Origin of the sequence: Ignatzschineria rhizosphaerae, assembly GCF_022655595.1 — a bacterium.
Classification (GTDB): Bacteria; Pseudomonadota; Gammaproteobacteria; order Cardiobacteriales; family Wohlfahrtiimonadaceae; genus Ignatzschineria; species Ignatzschineria rhizosphaerae.
In genome coordinates, this window is sequence record NZ_CP093379.1 from 1,414,604 (window position 1) to 1,432,110 (window position 17,507).

General features: G+C 39.3%; 14 protein-coding genes. 7 read left to right on the forward strand and 7 right to left on the reverse strand.

Annotation, left to right across the window (positions count from 1 at the left end):
- Positions 1-136 precede the first annotated feature (136 nt).
- The 3 genes from MMG00_RS06110 to MMG00_RS06120 form a co-directional block, all read right to left on the reverse strand.
- Positions 137-2,350 (reverse strand): NADP-dependent isocitrate dehydrogenase, encoded by a 2,214-nt coding sequence (locus MMG00_RS06110; protein WP_242152881.1) that lies wholly within the window; start codon positions 2,348-2,350, stop codon positions 137-139.
- 406 nt (positions 2,351-2,756) lie between these two features.
- Positions 2,757-4,037, reverse strand: coding sequence for a 3-deoxy-D-manno-octulosonic acid transferase (locus tag MMG00_RS06115; RefSeq protein WP_242152885.1), 1,281 nt, complete (start codon positions 4,035-4,037; stop codon positions 2,757-2,759).
- 182 nt (positions 4,038-4,219) lie between these two features.
- The gene (locus MMG00_RS06120; protein ID WP_242152888.1) at positions 4,220-5,041 is read right to left on the reverse strand and encodes an outer membrane protein assembly factor BamD; all 822 of its coding nucleotides are present in this window, start codon (positions 5,039-5,041) and stop codon (positions 4,220-4,222) included.
- Between the two features lie 58 nt (positions 5,042-5,099).
- On the opposite strand from MMG00_RS06120, the gene MMG00_RS06125 reads away from it, so the two are divergent.
- The 5 genes from MMG00_RS06125 to gap all read left to right on the forward strand — a co-directional run bounded on the left by MMG00_RS06125 (position 5,100) and on the right by gap (position 11,300).
- Positions 5,100-6,092: an RluA family pseudouridine synthase gene (locus tag MMG00_RS06125; protein ID WP_242152891.1), complete on the forward strand. Its 993-nt coding sequence runs from the start codon at positions 5,100-5,102 to the stop codon at positions 6,090-6,092.
- Complete coding sequence (gene pgeF / locus MMG00_RS06130; RefSeq protein WP_242152894.1) at positions 6,076-6,882, forward strand: peptidoglycan editing factor PgeF; 807 nt, start codon at positions 6,076-6,078, stop codon at positions 6,880-6,882. The genes MMG00_RS06125 and pgeF overlap by 17 nt, the downstream gene beginning before the upstream one ends.
- A gap of 270 nt (positions 6,883-7,152) precedes the next feature.
- Entirely contained in the window at positions 7,153-8,496 is a 1,344-nt protein-coding gene (gene miaB / locus MMG00_RS06135; protein WP_242153338.1) for a tRNA (N6-isopentenyl adenosine(37)-C2)-methylthiotransferase MiaB, read from the forward strand.
- 166 nt (positions 8,497-8,662) lie between these two features.
- Positions 8,663-10,162, forward strand: coding sequence for a leucyl aminopeptidase (locus MMG00_RS06140; protein WP_242152897.1), 1,500 nt, complete (start codon positions 8,663-8,665; stop codon positions 10,160-10,162).
- Positions 10,163-10,304: 142 nt separating this feature from the next.
- Positions 10,305-11,300, forward strand: coding sequence for a type I glyceraldehyde-3-phosphate dehydrogenase (gene gap, locus MMG00_RS06145; protein ID WP_242152900.1), 996 nt, complete (start codon positions 10,305-10,307; stop codon positions 11,298-11,300).
- Positions 11,301-11,583: 283 nt separating this feature from the next.
- On the opposite strand, the gene MMG00_RS06150 is transcribed toward gap, so the two are convergent.
- Positions 11,584-12,330 (reverse strand): tetratricopeptide repeat protein, encoded by a 747-nt coding sequence (locus MMG00_RS06150; RefSeq protein WP_242152903.1) that lies wholly within the window; start codon positions 12,328-12,330, stop codon positions 11,584-11,586.
- A gap of 427 nt (positions 12,331-12,757) precedes the next feature.
- Complete coding sequence (locus MMG00_RS06155; RefSeq protein ID WP_242152907.1) at positions 12,758-13,966, reverse strand: multidrug effflux MFS transporter; 1,209 nt, start codon at positions 13,964-13,966, stop codon at positions 12,758-12,760.
- Between the two features lie 234 nt (positions 13,967-14,200).
- Between MMG00_RS06155 and cysS the strand changes: the two genes are divergently transcribed.
- Both cysS and MMG00_RS06165 read left to right on the forward strand, forming a co-directional pair.
- A complete protein-coding gene (cysS, locus tag MMG00_RS06160; RefSeq protein ID WP_242152910.1) occupies positions 14,201-15,565 on the forward strand; it encodes a cysteine--tRNA ligase in 1,365 nt (454 codons plus the stop codon).
- Positions 15,562-15,837, forward strand: coding sequence for an HP0495 family protein (locus MMG00_RS06165; RefSeq protein WP_242152913.1), 276 nt, complete (start codon positions 15,562-15,564; stop codon positions 15,835-15,837). Before cysS ends, MMG00_RS06165 begins: the two co-directional genes overlap by 4 nt.
- Before the next feature lie 173 nt (positions 15,838-16,010).
- On the opposite strand, the gene MMG00_RS06170 is transcribed toward MMG00_RS06165, so the two are convergent.
- Positions 16,011-16,487 (reverse strand): GNAT family N-acetyltransferase, encoded by a 477-nt coding sequence (locus MMG00_RS06170; protein WP_242152916.1) that lies wholly within the window; start codon positions 16,485-16,487, stop codon positions 16,011-16,013.
- Positions 16,487-17,476, reverse strand: a complete 990-nt coding sequence (locus MMG00_RS06175) for a TraB/GumN family protein (RefSeq protein WP_242152918.1) — start codon at positions 17,474-17,476, stop codon at positions 16,487-16,489. Before MMG00_RS06175 ends, MMG00_RS06170 begins: the two co-directional genes overlap by 1 nt.
- Between the last annotated feature and the right edge of the window lie 31 nt (positions 17,477-17,507).

Consider the following 17,507-nt stretch of genomic DNA (forward strand, 5'->3'; position numbering starts at 1 on the left):
CTCCCCTGAAATTAAAATAGATATTAATTATTCGTTTATTAAAAAATAAAAAACAAAAAGCCCAATAAATAATTTTATTGGGCTTTACAGAATCAAAGATCGTAGGAATATTTACTTCCCACTTTCTCTAAAATCATTAAAGAGAGGCTAATACCTCATTAAAGGTTACACTTGGGCGCATCGCTTTTTCGGCTTTCGCATCAACAGGTCGGTAATAACCACCAATCTCTTGTGCTTTTCCTTGCGCACTAATTAGCTCTTCATTAATCTTTGCTTCATTTGCTGAAAGTGCTGTTGCGACCTTCGTAAAGATTGCTTTAAGATCTGCATCTTGGTCCTGATTTGCAAGCGCCTCTGCCCAATAAAGCGAAAGGTAGAAATGTGAACCTCGGTTATCAATCTGCCCGATTTTTCTCGCAGGTGAACGGTCTTCTTTTAAGAATTTTGTATTTGCTAAATCTAGCATTTCCCCAAGAAGAAGCGCTTTAGCATTATTTTGCGTACGGCCCAAATGCTTTAATGATTCAGCTAGTGCTAAGAACTCACCGAGTGAATCCCAACGCAGATAACCTTCTGCAATAAATTGTTCAATATGCTTAGGAGCCGAACCACCCGCCCCTGTTTCAAAGAGACCGCCTCCTTTCATTAAAGGGACAATTGAGAGCATTTTTGCAGAAGTGCCAAGCTCTAAAATGGGGAAGAGATCTGTTAAATAATCACGTAATACGTTTCCTGTTACAGAGATTGTATCTTTGCCTTCACGAATACGCTTTAACGTTGCTTTCGCGGCTGAAATTGGATCCATGATCTGAATATCCAAACCATCTGTATCATGATCTTTTAAGTAGATATCGACTTTTTTAATCATTTCACGGTCATGGGCACGATTTTCATCTAACCAAAAAATTGCCGGCGTATCTGATAAGCGTGAACGCATGACCGCAAGTTTAACCCAATCTTGAATCGGCGCATCTTTTGCCTGACACATTCTAAAGATATCACCCGCTTCTACAGCTTGACTCATGAGCACTTTGCCATCTTTTGTCACAACCTCAATCACCCCATTACCCGGTGCTTGGAAGGTTTTATCATGTGATCCATACTCTTCTGCTTTTTGCGCCATTAAGCCTACATTTGGCACTGTTCCCATTGTTTTAGGATCTAATGCACCATTAGCAATACAATCTTCAATAGTTGCCGCAAATACGCCTGAATAACAGCGATCAGGAATCAACGCAATGGTATCTTCCGTCTTATTATCTTTATTCCACATCTTCCCGCCCGCACGAATCATTGCCGGCATTGAAGCATCGACAATCACATCTGATGGGACATGAAGATTTGTAATACCTTTATCAGAATCAACCATTGCAAGGCGAGGACCCTTTGCAATCACAGCATCAATTGCCGCAATGACCTCTGCTTCTTTCGCATGACCTTTTACTTTTGCATAGATATCGCCCAAACCATTACGAGTATCGACCCCTATCTCTTTGAAAAGATCACCATATTTTGCAAAAAGATCCGCAAAGTAAACTTCAACAATCGCCCCAAACATAATGGGGTCAGAAACCTTCATCATCGTTGCTTTAAGATGGGCTGAAAGTAAAACATCTTGCGCTTTCGCTTCTGCGACGGCTTTTTCTACAAATGCTTTAAGCTTTGTGATACTCATCACTGAGCTATCGATAATCTCCCCTTTTAAAAGTGGTGCAAAGCCTTTTAATTCTTGCTCTTTACCTTCCCCTTTAAAAACGATCTTATATTCAGTGGCTTCTGGAATCGTCACTGATTGCTCAGAGCCATAAAAGTCCCCATCATTCATTGTGGCAACTTTTGTTTTCGAGTCTTTTTTCCACTCTCCCATTGAATGGGGATTATTACGAGCAAACTCTTTAATTGCCATCGGTGCACGGCGATCTGAGTTTCCTTCACGAAGAACAGGGTTTACAGCCGATCCTAAAACGCGTGAATAACGTTTTTTAATCTCAGCTTCTGCGTCATTTTTCGGCTCTTCAGGAAAATCAGGAATCGCAAACCCAGCGGCTTGCAACTCCGCAATGGCTCTTTTTAATTGTGGAATAGATGCGGAGATATTCGGGAGTTTAATGATATTTGTCGCAGGATCTTGCGTTAATTTACCAAGCTCAGCTAAAGCATCTTCAACACGCTGAGATTCCTCTAAAAGATCAGGAAAAAGCGCTAAAATACGTCCTGTTAATGAGATATCTTTCACTTCAATATCAATTGCCGCAGGTTTAGTAAAAGCCTCTACAATCGGTAAAAATGAGTATGTTGCCAACATTGGGGCTTCATCTGTTTTGGTGTAAAAAATCTTAGAATTTGCCATAAAGCTTATCCTTCTCTTATCGTTAGTGAATATGATTTATAAAATGAAAACTGTCGCTTTAAATGATTTTCATAACTTATTCGCTACGATAATCTCTAAAGCTTAAAATTTTTTGCTGATAAATGATTGATGCTCTGATTTTTTTACATTTTCTTCAGGATTTTTTGAAGGTTTTAATGCCATCACAACCCTTTTTTTAAAGCATCTCATTATCAATAACCTTTAGCAGTATATAAGAGATACTCAAAGAGAAGCAAATCAATGGGATTCTTCTATAGAAATTCGTTAATAACAATGATTTAGCACATATTCGCAGTATCAAGAAGATAGATTTTTACAGAGAGAGCTATCCTTAAATAATAAAGAATTTTATCTTCTAAAATCTCTGAGCCTTTATTAGGCAAGATCAGATTAAAGGGGAAATCTCCTCAATCACAATATCAATAGCGCCTTGATTTTCGGCCATTGTTAAACGTGCAGCTTCCCCTAAATGCAGGCGATAAGAAGAATCTGTGACTAACTGTTTAATCACTTTACTAAGCGTATCACCACTTACTTGCAAGATTGCCTTATTATCTAAAAACTGCGTCATAATCTCCCGATTTTCCTCCATGTGAGGTCCTACTGTAATCGGTTTTGAGAAAAATGCCGGCTCTAAAATATTATGCCCACCAATAGGGACAAAGCTACCACCCACCGTTGCAATATCAGCGAAAGCATAAAAGAGTAATAACTCCCCTAAAGTATCTACTAACCAGATATCTGCTTGAGGATTAAGATCAGTTAACTCCCCTTCACTACGAATTGAGAGGGTAAAATCGTGAGCATCAATATACTCATCTAGTAAAAGTTTCACCTCTTGGAATCTTTCAGGATGACGCGGCGCTAAAATCAGATGTAATTGGGGTAATCGTTTTTTAGCTCGAATAAAAGCTTCAATAATAATCTCTTCTTCCTCTTCATGCGTACTTGCCGCAATCCAATAGATCGAATCTTTTTGCCGGTGCTCATTTAAAATAGTTAAACGCTCAAAAACAATATCAGGCACCGTCAAATCATATTTTATATTTCCCATACGTTTTGCCGATTTAACGCCTAATACTTCAAAGCGTAATACATCTTCATCGGTTTGTGCAAGTACACTGACATCGCTTAATAATTGATGAATACTTTTAGAGATCTTTTGATAACGGCGATATGAGCGATCTGATAAACACGCACTAATAATATAAAGCGGAATCGCTCTTTTCTTTGCTTGTAAAATAAAGTTTGGCCAGATCTCTGTTTCCATAATTAAGATCACTTTAGGCGCAGCTTTCTTTAGAAAAAGCGCCATCGAAAGACCAAAATCTAATGGTAAATAGGTATGGGTTAATTGCCCATTTGCTAAAGCATCTTTAAAAGAGCGCTGGATTTGATCACTGCCTGTTAATGTTGTTGCGGTAAAGAGAATCTTTTTAGTGGGGTTTTCTGCTAATAACCGCTTTACTAATGGCGAAACAGCCCGCACTTCCCCCAAAGAAACAGCATGGATTAAAATATCAGCACGAGCAATTTTTTGAAATCCAAAACGTTGACCAAAATTTCTCACACCCAAAGGGGAGCGCCAATCACGAAAAAAACGCATCAAGATAATCCCCGGTAGCAAAACCCACCATAAAACTCGATAGAGTGTCAGAATTGTCATAATACGTTTATCTTTATCTAAAATGAATACGAAATAAAAAAGGAATTCAACAAATGAATGAGGTTTTGGAAACTCCAAATCTACCATTCATCTTCCATGAATTCCTTTAAGTATAGACCCATTTCTTTATAAGGAACAGATCAAATATTTCCAACAAAGTGAGAAGAAATTATCCTTCGCACTTATTCTTCAGTAATATCAACTTCTTCTACAATCGTATTAGGCGTATTTGCAAAACCAAATTCTGATAAACGCGCATCATACGGGAAGTTATGACGTAAGACTAAGATACTTTTTTGTGCAAGCTCTGGTAAATCGAGCGCTTGATAAGCTTTTGCTTGAATATAGAGCGCATTTGAAACGGATGTTGTTGCATCATAGTTATCTAACACGAACTGCGCTCGGTTAATTGCCCCTATATAAGCATGGCGCTCCATATAGAACTCCGCTTTATGGATCTCCGCTTCTGCTAAAAGGTTACGAAGATAGACGATTCTTTTTGCTGAATCCTCAGCATATTCCCCATCAGGGTAGCGGTTAACAACCGTTAAGAATGAAGCGAGTGACTCACGCATTTGGTTTTGGTCAACTTTAGAACGATCTGGCGGAAGAAGTTTATCCAAAATTGAACGCGCTCTATCAAAGTTGATTAATCCCTGCATATAGTAGAGATAATCGATACTCTCATGATTAGGATAGAGTCGAATAAACTCCCCGATTTCAGTGAGTGCTTTACCGTGTTGACGATCATGATAATAAGCATAGATCTTATTAAGTTTTGCTTGTTCTGCTAAACTTGTATGCGGAAATCTCGCCTCAATTGCTTCATAATGTTGGACAGCAACTTCATAACTTGCCCCATCAAGGTTCTTATCCCCTTCAGCTAAGAGGTCTTGACCTGTCATGGCAAAGTACTTATCTTCCTTCTTTGCTTGTGATCCACACGCAGTAATAATTCCCGCTGAGATCAGCACCATAAAAAATTTTAGTGTTTTCGCTTTCATTTTATTACTATAGAGTCCAACAAATTGAATTAATTCTTCGAGATTATACAGATAAATTATGAAACATTCAGAAACTTTTACAATTACCGTACCCGATCATTTAAATGGCCAACGTATTGATGCCATTCTCCCAATCCTACATCCAAACCTCTCTCGAAGCCAAGCACAAAAACTCATTAAAAGTGGTGACGTACTTCTAAATAGTGAAGTGCCTCGCCCAAGAGATAGCGTAACAACGGATGATGTTATCACCCTAACCATTGAAGAAACCGTTGAAGAAGCACCTATTCAAGCAGAAAGAATCGCACTTGATATCCTCTTTGAAGATGAAGATTTAATGATTATTAATAAACCTGCCGGCATGGTCGTCCATCCTGGTGCGGGCAATAATCAAAGCACGCTTGCAAATGCCCTTCTTCATCACTGCCCTGCACTTGCGGATTTAGAGCGAGCAGGGATTGTTCACCGTCTTGATAAAGAGACCTCAGGTTTACTTGTCATTGCTAAAAATGCCGAAACAGAAGAAGCGCTCATTGAACAATTTAAAGAGCGAACACCAACAAGAATCTATCATGCGCTTGTCATTGGGGAGCTTATTGCCGGTAGAACCATTGATGCTCCTATTGGCAGAAACCCATATCGCCGTAAACATATGTGGGTGACAGAAACGGATGAAGAAGGAAATAATGATGGCAAAGAAGCGATTACCCATATTCGCGTTCAAGATCGCTTTAGAGCCCATACGCTCATCGAAGCACGCTTAGAAACTGGCCGTACACATCAAATTCGTGTGCATATGCAACATATCAATTACCCGATTGTGGGGGATAGTGATTATGGCGCGCGCCTTAAGCTTCCTAAGAAATTTGGGCAACATGCAGAAAATGTTCTTCGCGGCTTTAAACGCCAAGCCCTTCATGCTTTTGCAATAGGTATTACCCATCCTCGTACCGGCGAAGAGCTCTATTTTGAACAAGCCTACCCCAATGACATGGCAACCTTAATTGATGCAATTCGCGAAGAGAGCATTGAGTATGAGCAAAATAATTAAAGATGACGCTTCAGGGCTTGAGCTTATTGCTCCTAACTGGCCACTTTCATCACGGATTAAAGCCTTTACGACCACTCGTAAAGGCGGTTCAAGCCAAGGGGACTTTGCCGGCTTGAACTTTGGTTTAAGCACTAATGATGATCCTCGATCTGTCATGGCAAATCGTGATCTTCTCTACAAAACCTTTAATATCCCTCCCAATGATTTTTTCTTAACGCAGATCCATTCCAATCTTTGCGTCCCCATTTTGCCAAAGTGGAATCATGCAGGCGCAGATGCTTCTTATACTGATAAAATCAATACGCCATCGGTGATTCTTACCGCTGATTGCTTACCGGTTTTGATCACTAATCGTCAAGAAAATATTGTAACGGGCATTCATGCCGGTTGGCGCTCTTTACTGATGGATGTGATTGAAAATAGTGTTGCAGCCCTCAAACAAGATCCTCAAGATCTTTTTGTTTGGTTGGGACCTGCTATTTCACAAAAGGCTTTTGAGATTGGCTTAGAGGTGAAATCAGCCTTTAGCTATCGCAATACACTATTACAAAATCTACCTGCAGCCGATAGAAATCCAGAAAATCTCTTTATCCCCACTAAAAATACCGGCAAATATTATGCCGATATCTATGGATTAGCAAAATTACGCTTACAAAATTTAGGTATTCCCCTCTCCCAAATTTATGGCGGAGATTTTTGTACCTACAGCGATCCTGATCGTTTTTATTCTTATCGCCGAGATGGCAATAAGTCTGGAAGATTAGCAAGCTTTATCTGGATAGATGCATAGAGTTTCCCTATCTAGTCCTACAAGTTGATTTGATTCAAACGCAACATTAGTTTTACTTTTAAAACCATGTTGCTTAAACCCAATATTCTATAAAACCCCCAGTATTTTATGGCTATCTGATTGAAATCCATCTTAATAGACCTCATATAAGAGAACATCTCCTCTTTAAATTTAAAAACGAGAAGAAAGTAACCTGAACTTCCTCGCAAAATAAGCTAAAATGAGGAATTGAAATTATCGACATTTAACCTACGAGATTCACAACCCATTATGTCTACTGCACAATATAAAAACTTTTATATTCAAACCCAAGGCTGCCAAATGAATGAGTACGACTCAAAGAAGATGGCAGATTCCTTAAAAGCATTCTGTAACCTTAATCAAACGCAAGAACTTGATTCTGCAGATGTGTTTATCTTAAATACCTGCTCTATCCGCGAAAAAGCGCAAGAAAAAGTGTTCTCAGAATTGGGGCGCTGGCGTAAATTGAAGGAAGAAAATCCGCATATTGTTATCGCTGTAGGTGGCTGCGTTGCCTCACAAGAAGGCGAAGCCATTAAAAAACGTGCGCCATTTGTTGATATTATCTTCGGACCACAAACACTTCACCGCTTACCGAAAATGCTCAATGATGTTTGGCAAGGTAATGGCACACAAGTGGATGTCTCTTTCCCGGAGATTGAAAAATTTGACCACTTACCAAAACCACGCGCTGAGGGCGTTACTGCCTTTGTTTCGATTATGGAAGGCTGTAATAAATACTGCTCTTTCTGCATCGTTCCTTACACTCGTGGTGAAGAGATCTCCCGTCCCTTTATTGATGTGATTGGTGAGATTGCAGCGCTTGCTGATCAAGGCGTTCGTGAAGTAACGCTTCTTGGGCAAAACGTAAATGATTACCAAGGGGAAATGCCGGATGGGAAAATTGGTGATCTTGCGCTCTTAATTGAATATGTGGCAGAAATTGCCGGCATTGAGCGTATTCGCTATACCACATCGCACCCTATCGCCTTCTCAGATCGCTTAATCGATGCTTATGCGCGAGTTCCTAAACTTGTATCGCATCTGCATCTTCCTGTGCAATCAGGTTCAGATCACATCTTAATGATGATGAAACGCAATCATACTGTTTTAGAGTACAAAGCAAAAATTAAAAAGCTTCGTGCTATTCGCCCTGATATTTCGATCTCCACAGATTTAATCGTCGGTTTCCCTGGTGAAACGGCAGCAGACTTTGAAGCAACCATGAAACTTGTAGAAGATATTCACTACGATCACTCATTTAGCTTTATCTACTCAGCACGCCCAGGCACGCCGGCGGCAAATCTTCCTGACGATGTCTCTATGGAAGAGAAAAAGGAACGTCTTGCCCGTTTACAAGCAAAACTCACGGAGCAAGCTAATGCGATTTCTCAAGGAATGGTAGGCACTATTCAACGAATTTTAGTAGATCGCCCTTCTCGCAATAACCCTAAAGAGTTATCGGGAAGAACGGAAAATAACCGCGTTGTGAACTTTGAAGCACCACAAGAGCTAATTGGTCACTTCTGCGATGTACTCATTACCGATGCGCAAGCATTTTCACTTCGTGGGCGCTTAGCTCTCGAACAATAGACTTTAATAAAGAGATCAACCCATGTTGATCTCTTCTTGTTTCACCAAAGTGATAATAATCCAAAGTATTGAATACTTGATAAACTCATCAAAACCATTCAACCGATTATTACCAACGTTACAAAATCACAGAATTTTTAATTCAAGATATCGTAAAAAGGAATAAATGATGAATATTAACAAAATGATGTTCCAAGTATCGCAAGATGCTCTTGACCAACACGCAACAGATTGCCTTGTTATCGGCGCATTTGAAGAGCAGTTAAGTGATGATGCAAAAAGCCTTGATAAAGCTTTAAATGGCAAGCTTACAAAGCTACTTGAAAGCGGAGATATTAGCGGTAAAGCGGGTGAAATCTTATCACTTATTGATCTTGATGGGATTCAAGCAAAACGCCTTGTAATCGTCGGTCTTGGTAAGAAAGAGAAATTCTCCCTCGATGGTCTACGCAAAGCGGTTCTCGCGGTGACAAGATGGGCAAAAGCAACGCCAGTAAAAACATTAACCTTCTCCCTTCTTCAACAGTGCAAAATTAAAGAGACCTCTATCGCAACGCTTATTCAAGCTGCGGGCGATGCACTCTATCAATTTGCCGCACCTAAAAAAGAAGCCGTAAAAGCACTTGACCTTCAAAGCATTACTGTTTTAGATGCAAATGCTGATCAAACTGTGAAAAACGCCGTTGCTTACGGGCAAGCGCTTGTTAATGGTATGAGTCTTACTAAAGATCTTGCCAATATGCCGGCGAACATGATGACGCCAACAGATCTTGGTGAAGCAGCTTTAGCGCTTGCTAAAGAGTTCCCAAATGTGAAAGCAACCGTGCTTGATAAAGCACAAATTGAAGCGCTTAAAATGGGCTCATTCTTATCAGTTGCGCAAGGCTCGGTTGAAGAACCACGCTTTATCGTGCTTGAATATAAACACGCAGACAACAAAGATGAAGCACCGATTGCGCTCGTTGGTAAAGGTGTAACATTTGATACAGGCGGTATTTCTCTTAAGCCAGGCGCTGCGATGGATGAGATGAAATACGATATGGGCGGTGCTGCTTCTGTTCTTGGAACATTCCGTGCACTTGCTGAGCTTAACATCAAAACAAATGTGATGGGCTTTATTCCGGCAACAGAAAATATGCCATCTGGCACAGCTGTAAAGCCTGGTGATGTTGTCACTTCAATGTCGGGGCAAACGATTGAAATCCTCAACACCGATGCCGAAGGCCGCTTAATCCTTTGTGATGCGTTAACCTACGCAACACAACACAAACCTAAAGCAATCGTGGATATCGCAACGTTAACAGGCGCAATCATCATCGCTCTTGGTCATGAAGTATCAGGTCTTTTCGGTAACAATGAGGCGCTTACTGCAAAAATTAAAGCATCAGCAGATAGCACTCGAGATCATGTTTGGGAGTTTCCTATCTGGAATGAGATCTATCAGCCAATGCTTGATTCAAACTTTGCAGATATGGGAAATATCAGCACAGGTGGCAGAGGCGCAGGTTCAATCACGGCAGCATGCTTCCTTGAGCGCTTTGTAGAAGAATACCCTTGGGTACATTTAGATGTAGCAGGTACAGCATGGACTTCAGGTAAAGAGAAAGGTTCAACCGCTCGCCCTGTTCCATTACTTTTAGATTTCATCAAAAATTATCAAGCATAATTTTTAATATCACTATTTATTCAATCTTTGAGTTGAAGCAACGCTTTATTTTACAGTTGCGTTACACTCAAAGGGATATTTTTTAATTTAACTTTTAAGAGTTTTCATTCTCAAGTTCTACTCTCGAAAAGGAGATGTCAAAATGGCAATTCGTGTAGGTATCAATGGTTTTGGCCGTATCGGTCGCTTTGTTTTCCGTGCAGCTTGTGAGCGTAATGACATTGAAGTTGTAGGAATCAACGATTTGATCGATGTTGATTACATGGCTTACATGCTCAAATATGATTCAACTCATGGTCGTTTTAACGGCACTGTTGAAGTTAAAGATGGTCATTTAGTTGTAAATGGTAAAACCATCCGTGTTACTGCTGAAAGAGATCCTGCAAACCTTAAATGGGATGAGATCAATGTTGATGTTGTGGTAGAAGGTACAGGCCTCTTCTTAACGGATGAAACTGCACGTAAACACATCACAGCTGGTGCTAAAAAAGTTGTAATGACAGGTCCTTCAAAAGATAAAACACCGATGTTTGTAATCGGCGTTAACGAAAACACCTACAAAGGTGAAGATATCGTGTCAAACGCATCATGCACCACAAACTGCTTAGCACCCATTGCTAAAGTATTAAATGATACCTGGGGCATTGAGTCAGGCTTAATGACAACAGTTCACGCAACAACAGCAACACAAAAAACTGTTGACGGTCCTTCAGCAAAAGATTGGAGAGGCGGACGCGGCGCTGCGCAAAACATCATTCCTTCATCAACAGGTGCAGCAAAAGCTGTTGGTGTTGTTATCCCTGAGTTAAACGGTAAATTAACTGGAATGTCATTCCGCGTTCCTACACCAAACGTCTCTGTTGTTGACTTAACGGTGAACCTTAAAAAGCCAGCAACTTATGCAGAAATCTGTGCAAAAATGAAAGAGATGGCAGAAGGCGAACTTAAAGGTGTTTTAGGCTATACAGAAGACCAAGTTGTTTCAACAGACTTCTTAGGCGAAGTATGCACATCAGTATTTGATGCTAAAGCAGGTATTGCGTTAACTGATAACTTCGTAAAAGTTGTATCTTGGTATGACAACGAAATCGGTTACTCAAACAAAGTACTTGATTTAGTAGCGCATATCTCTAAATAAGCACTATTTGAAAAGAAGATTAATCTTTCAAAAGCATTAATCCAGGCTTCATAAAAAAACGCTCTAGATCTTTTAGATTTTGAGCGTTTTTTATAGGCTTTTGAGAAAGTAAAATCACTTTAAAAATCTATTGCCATGGAGAAAGTGAAACGACTGCTTGTAAACGGCTCACTCTCTTACACAATAAGAATTATCATCTTTCTTAAACCACTTTCTTCGAGGCTTTCTTCAATACTTTCTTCAATGCTTTATAAATTCACATATTCAACCAGATCTCTAGCTACTACCACTGATTTTCGGCAAGGAGCTGCTTCATACGTTTCACGCTCTCTTCATTTAATTCACGAACATGGCGCTCTGATCTTTTCACTTCTCGGCTTAACGTTTGCAATAACGCTTTAGCCTCTTCTAAATCCCCCCAAGCAAGCAGATCTTCTGCATAACTAACCCTAGCATCAAAGCCAGGATAATACTTGATAATCGCTTGATACTCATGCTTAGAGGCAACTTTATCCCCTTTTAAAGCTAACGCTTTGGCATAATATAAGCGCCCTATTGCCGTATGAAAATCAGGATTATGCATTTTTAACTGCGTTAATGTATTTAAGCATTCATCGGCATTTCCAAGGTGATAATAGCACTTTGCGATTTGTAATAGTAACTCTGGATCGGTAGCGTAAAGCCCTTTTAAAATTCTTAAATAGACCATCAATGCTTGCTGATACTCTTTCACTCCCAAATAAGCATCCCCTAACCGCTTTTGATTAGCGTAAGTCTCTGCCGTCTCATTAGCTTTAAGCGCCTCTTTCAACTCCGCTTGAGGGTTTAATATCTTCTTAATCTTATTAGTCACTTTATAACCTTGACGACTATTTAATAGCCCCGGCAGTACAACCATTAATAGATATGCTAAAAAACCAGCTACCGGCAAAATAATGACGATATAGATCCAATACCGATCTTGCCCTGTTTTAAAGACATGAATAACGCAGCAAAATGCAATAATTAAATCAAGAATATAAAAGGGCATAAAATTATAACCTACTTGAATAAATACCAATGTAACAGAGAAGGTTCATTATAAAAAAGCATCCGAAAAGATATTATCACCGATCTTTACCTCAATAAAAACCCATAATAATATAATTCATTATCAAAAGCGGATAATTATAAGCCCGTAATTAATAGCAGTATTTCATTGTATTAAATAGTATTTACATTCGATCTAAATACTATTTTATTAAACTCGCATGGCTTATTAGATAAACAGCTAGGCTCCGTTACGGTAGATCGCAAATATCTTCCTCGCTTGTATCCTAGGATTCAATGATCATTAAAAATGCATCTTAAAATCATTACTTTTAAACCTAGTGGGAGTTCAAAGGTTTAATAAGGGAGATTATTATCATCTCTTTTATCTAAATCTCTTTTATCTAAAAGTCGTGATCTTATTACGACTATTTTTCTATAGAAGCTCTCACTTCTCGCCACGGCTGATAAAGACCGGCATAAGCAATCACAGCTAAAATTCCTGAAATCCCCATTACTGGTACTAATAATTCTTGATGATGCGTCACAAGGAGACTCGCAATAGCCCCGACAAAAAATTGCGTTGAAGAGTTTAATGCCATAGCGGCCCCTGCTCTATCGTAATTGAGCTCAATAATTTGCGAGACGATATTGTTACCGATAAAACCAGACACACACATTAAAAGAAATGTCGAAAGGAAAAAGCCAATTAGGGATTGCCCACCGATTAAGAGCATTACAATGCCGGAGATACTCATCCAACATAAGCCAAAAATAATCAGTGTTAAAACATTAAAACGGCGCAGACAAACAATATTAAGCAGCGCACTGACAATCACGCCCACGATATTTAAACCAAAGAGAATACTAAATTCAAACTCTGTTAAACCATATTTAGCCTGATAAAGATAAGAGGAACCTGTGACATACGCAAAAGTAATACCAGATGGAAGCGCGCACCCGAGCATCGCCCCTAAAGAACGGCGGTCTTTTAGAATTAAGAAGTAGTTATAAAAAGTATCCCCAATGGTGATCTTCGGTCTCTCCTCCTTCTTATAAGTTTCTGGCAAGAAGAAAAAAGTTAAGAAAAATGCCATAGAGCCAAAGAAGGTCAATGCCCAAAAGAGCGCTCGCCAGCTATCAAATACATAAAGCAGCATCACGCCCACAAGCGGCGCTAGAAGAGGCGCTATCATCATAATTACTTGCACCACAGACATCATGACAGCAACTTGCTTACCTTTAAATACATCACGAATCACCGCCCTACCCACAACCATACAAGCCCCAGCGCCAATCGCTTGAATTAAGCGTAGTGCTTGTAGCCCTTCGATATTTGCAATAAAGGTACTTGCTATACTTGTGAGTGAATAAATAGTTGCCCCAATTAAGATAATATTACGGCGCCCATACTTGTCTGAAAGCGGGCCGTAAAACATCATGCCAATACATAATCCTACTAAAAAGAGTGTTAAAGTCTTTTTCACTTCAGAATCTGTTGTAGCTAGACCTTCTTGAATTTGTAAAAATGCCGGTAAATAAAGATCTATCGACATCGGCGCAAATGCACCCATTAAGGTAATAATGACCACTAACAAGGGGGCTTTAGGAAGTTTTTTAGGCGTAAAAAAGGTCATGAGATTCAGTAAATACTCTTATTGGGTAATCATTCGAATATTGATGTTTTCTTGAGCTACATCAAATGAGAATGAGAATTATAGCATAACTCTTTCGAGGCATGATCTTTGCGATAACGATTTACATCAATCGAGCTTTTGATCGAATAAACTATGCTTCTATCATTGTCCTTAGAGATACGTTAAAATAGCCCATTCACTTATCCGTTAATAGCTAGAGAGTCGAGAATAGAGATGATTCAGGTATACAATAGCCTAACTAGAAAAAAAGAACCCTTTGTTCCTATCAATCCCCATCATATTAATATGTATGTTTGTGGAATGACGGTTTATGATTACTGTCATATCGGTCACGCTCGCTCTTTAGTTGCATTTGATATGATCAATCGTTACTTCCGCCATCGTGGATTTAACATGAAATTTGTGCGTAATATCACCGATATTGATGACAAAATTATTGCAAGAGCAAATGAACGCGGCATTACCATTCAAGAACTTACTGCTGAATTTATCGATAAGATGAATGAAGATTGTGAGGCGCTTAATATCTTAAAGCCTGACCAAGAGCCTCGTGCAACCGAGCATATTGCCGGCATGTTAGAGATGATTGGGAAGCTGATTGAAAAAGGCCTAGCTTATCCTGCTGAAAATGGTGATGTATATTACCGAGTGCGTGAATTTAAAGAGTATGGCAAGCTCTCTAATCAATCTATAGATGAACTTCGCTCAGGCGAGCGAGTCGCAGTAGATCAATTTAAAGAAGATCCATTAGATTTCGTGCTTTGGAAACATGCCAAAGAGGGAGAACCTTATTGGGATTCACCTTTTGGAAAAGGTCGCCCAGGTTGGCATATTGAATGTTCTGTAATGAGCGCTGAAGAACTTGGCACTCATTTTGATATTCACGGCGGCGGTATGGATTTAAAATTCCCGCACCATGAATGTGAGATTGCGCAATCAGAAGGTTGTCATGATCACCCAATGGCAAATTACTGGATGCATAATGGCTTTATCAATATTGATAATGAGAAAATGAGTAAATCTCTTGGAAATTTCTTCACTATTCGTGAAATTTTAGAGATCTATCCCGCAGAAGTGCTTCGCTTCTTTATCTTAAATGCCCATTATCGCAGCCATATTAACTATTCTGATGAAACCATTACCCAAGCAGGCAACGGGCTTCGTAGACTCTATACAGCGCTTAGCCAAGCGCCGGAAACGATTCCTACACTTCCAGAGTCGCACCCATTAATGGATAAATTCTACGCAGCGATGGATGATGACTTTAATTCTCCCCTTGCCATCTCCATATTATATGAAGCAGCAACGGCGTATAATAAAACGGGAGAGGCAATCTACTACACGCTCCTTAAAGAGTTAGGAGGTGTTCTTGGCTTACTTCAGCAAGCGCCGGAAGCATTCCTTCAAGGGGATAGCAATGATCTTGGAATTGATATTGATGCCATGATTCTTGCTAGAAATGAAGCACGCGCCAATAAAGAGTGGGCAGAATCTGATCGTATTCGTGATGAACTCACCGCTCTTGGCATTGCCCTTGAAGATAAAGATGGTAAAACAACTTGGAGAAAAATATCATGATTAATCCAGAAACAGGGGAAGCACTTGTTGAATTCCCAACACACTTTTCTTTTAAAGTCACTGGCGCTAATACCGATGATTTTGAAGAGACAATTATTACATTAATGACGGAAGTAGATCCTAAGCTCGATCACGACCGTATTAAGAGAAACTTGAGCAAAACCGGTAAGTATCTCTCTTTAACAATTGATGTTTATGTGACAGAGCAAGGCCATATTGATAAGGTCTATGAGCTTTTAAAAGATGAGAAAAAGGTTTTATTTGCAATCTAACGATGCCTTAAAAACCAAAACTACAAAAAAGCGGCGCTTTATAGCCGCTTTTTTCTTCTCTATCTCTCTTTTCTCACTATTCGCATCCTTAAAGAGAGAACAATATAGCAATAACCTCATTACTAGAGATTATTTTCCAGCTTTTGGGATGAGAGATTTAAATAATTACTAGATTACGAGATATATCTCATGACAATAGTATTTTCACTCACATCATTCTCGATTTTTTCAAACCCAATCTTTTTATAAAGGGCAATCGCGCTCTTATTGTCAATGGCAACGACCAATGTCATATTAATTCCCGGAAAACGCCGAAAAGCTTCTTGTATTGTTGCTTGAATTAATCCTTCTCCAATCGACTTTCCCTGCAATTGTCTTTGAACATACATCTGATAAATATTACCGGTGCCTTGCTCATCTTTGACAAAAAAGCAGATCCCCACTAAACGATCTTGCCAAAATGCCCCCATCACAAACCGCTCAAAGCATTGCTGAATAATATCTTGCTCTGTTTTTAACTCAGGAATATTTACTAGATCTTCATACTTATCATGAAAAAATGAAGGATATCGCTTCAAAGATTCTAACCGAAGTGCTCTATAATCACGGCTCTCCTCTGGTTTTAATAAACGATAGTCCATTATCATCATTAATCTAGCTCTCTCTTATCAAAAAGCGGCGTTAACTCAAAACCTTCCTCTCTTAAAAGTTCGACCATCCCTTCATCACTTAAAAGATGAAAAGCACCTACCGCAATAAAATGGAAATTCTCTGTTTTCGCATTCTCTTTTAAAAGCGGGGAAAGGGTTTTGAGCCATGCTTTATTACGATTAAAGAGCAAAACATCATAATAATGTGCAATATCTGCCTCATTTTCATCAGCATGGAGAGAGATTCCTTCCATTTGATTCATCACTTGCGTGAACTCTTCAATATCATTTTTTTCATAACTCTGAATAAGATCTTTATTAAGTCCTTGCAGTAATGCTTGATTATCAAGCCATGCCTCAATCATTATTTTAGACAGTGGCTTTGAAGCTTCTACATAATACTCTAAAGACTCTCCGATCTCTTCTAATCCGACATTTTCAATCGTTTTACCTGAAATGTAGGTTCTTAGGAGCTTTTCCATGCCAAAATCAGCGTGATATTCTTTACCAATATCGAGCATCATCATCATTAAAATAAATTCATTTGATAACTGATCTTGCTGCGCTAATAAGACAATACGCTGTTTACGAAGAGCATCACGAACACCTTCTGCATATTGTGGTGTAAAGCGCTCCTCTATCGTTCTCGTTTCTGGTTTAAATGCCGAAAAAATCGCTTGAGAATAGATTCTCTGCTCATCTTGAATCGATGGGAATACAATTTGTATCTCTGTCACAAGATGCGTACTTTGATCAATCAGCAAAGCCGCTTGATCTGATATCGCACTCTCTTTAGTACCAATATGCACAGTTCCTAAAAGTGCTCCGACATCTTTTCCCTCATAACTGATCTTCCAAAGAAAAGAAGCGTCAGGATTAGATATCGGCGTTTTCTCTGCATAAGTTGGCATGATTATCGCCATCACTAATAATAATCCCGCCATGAATAATGATCGAAATCTTGCTTGAATTTTTCTTATTACACTCACAAATAATATTCCCACTGTCTTAGATGGTGAT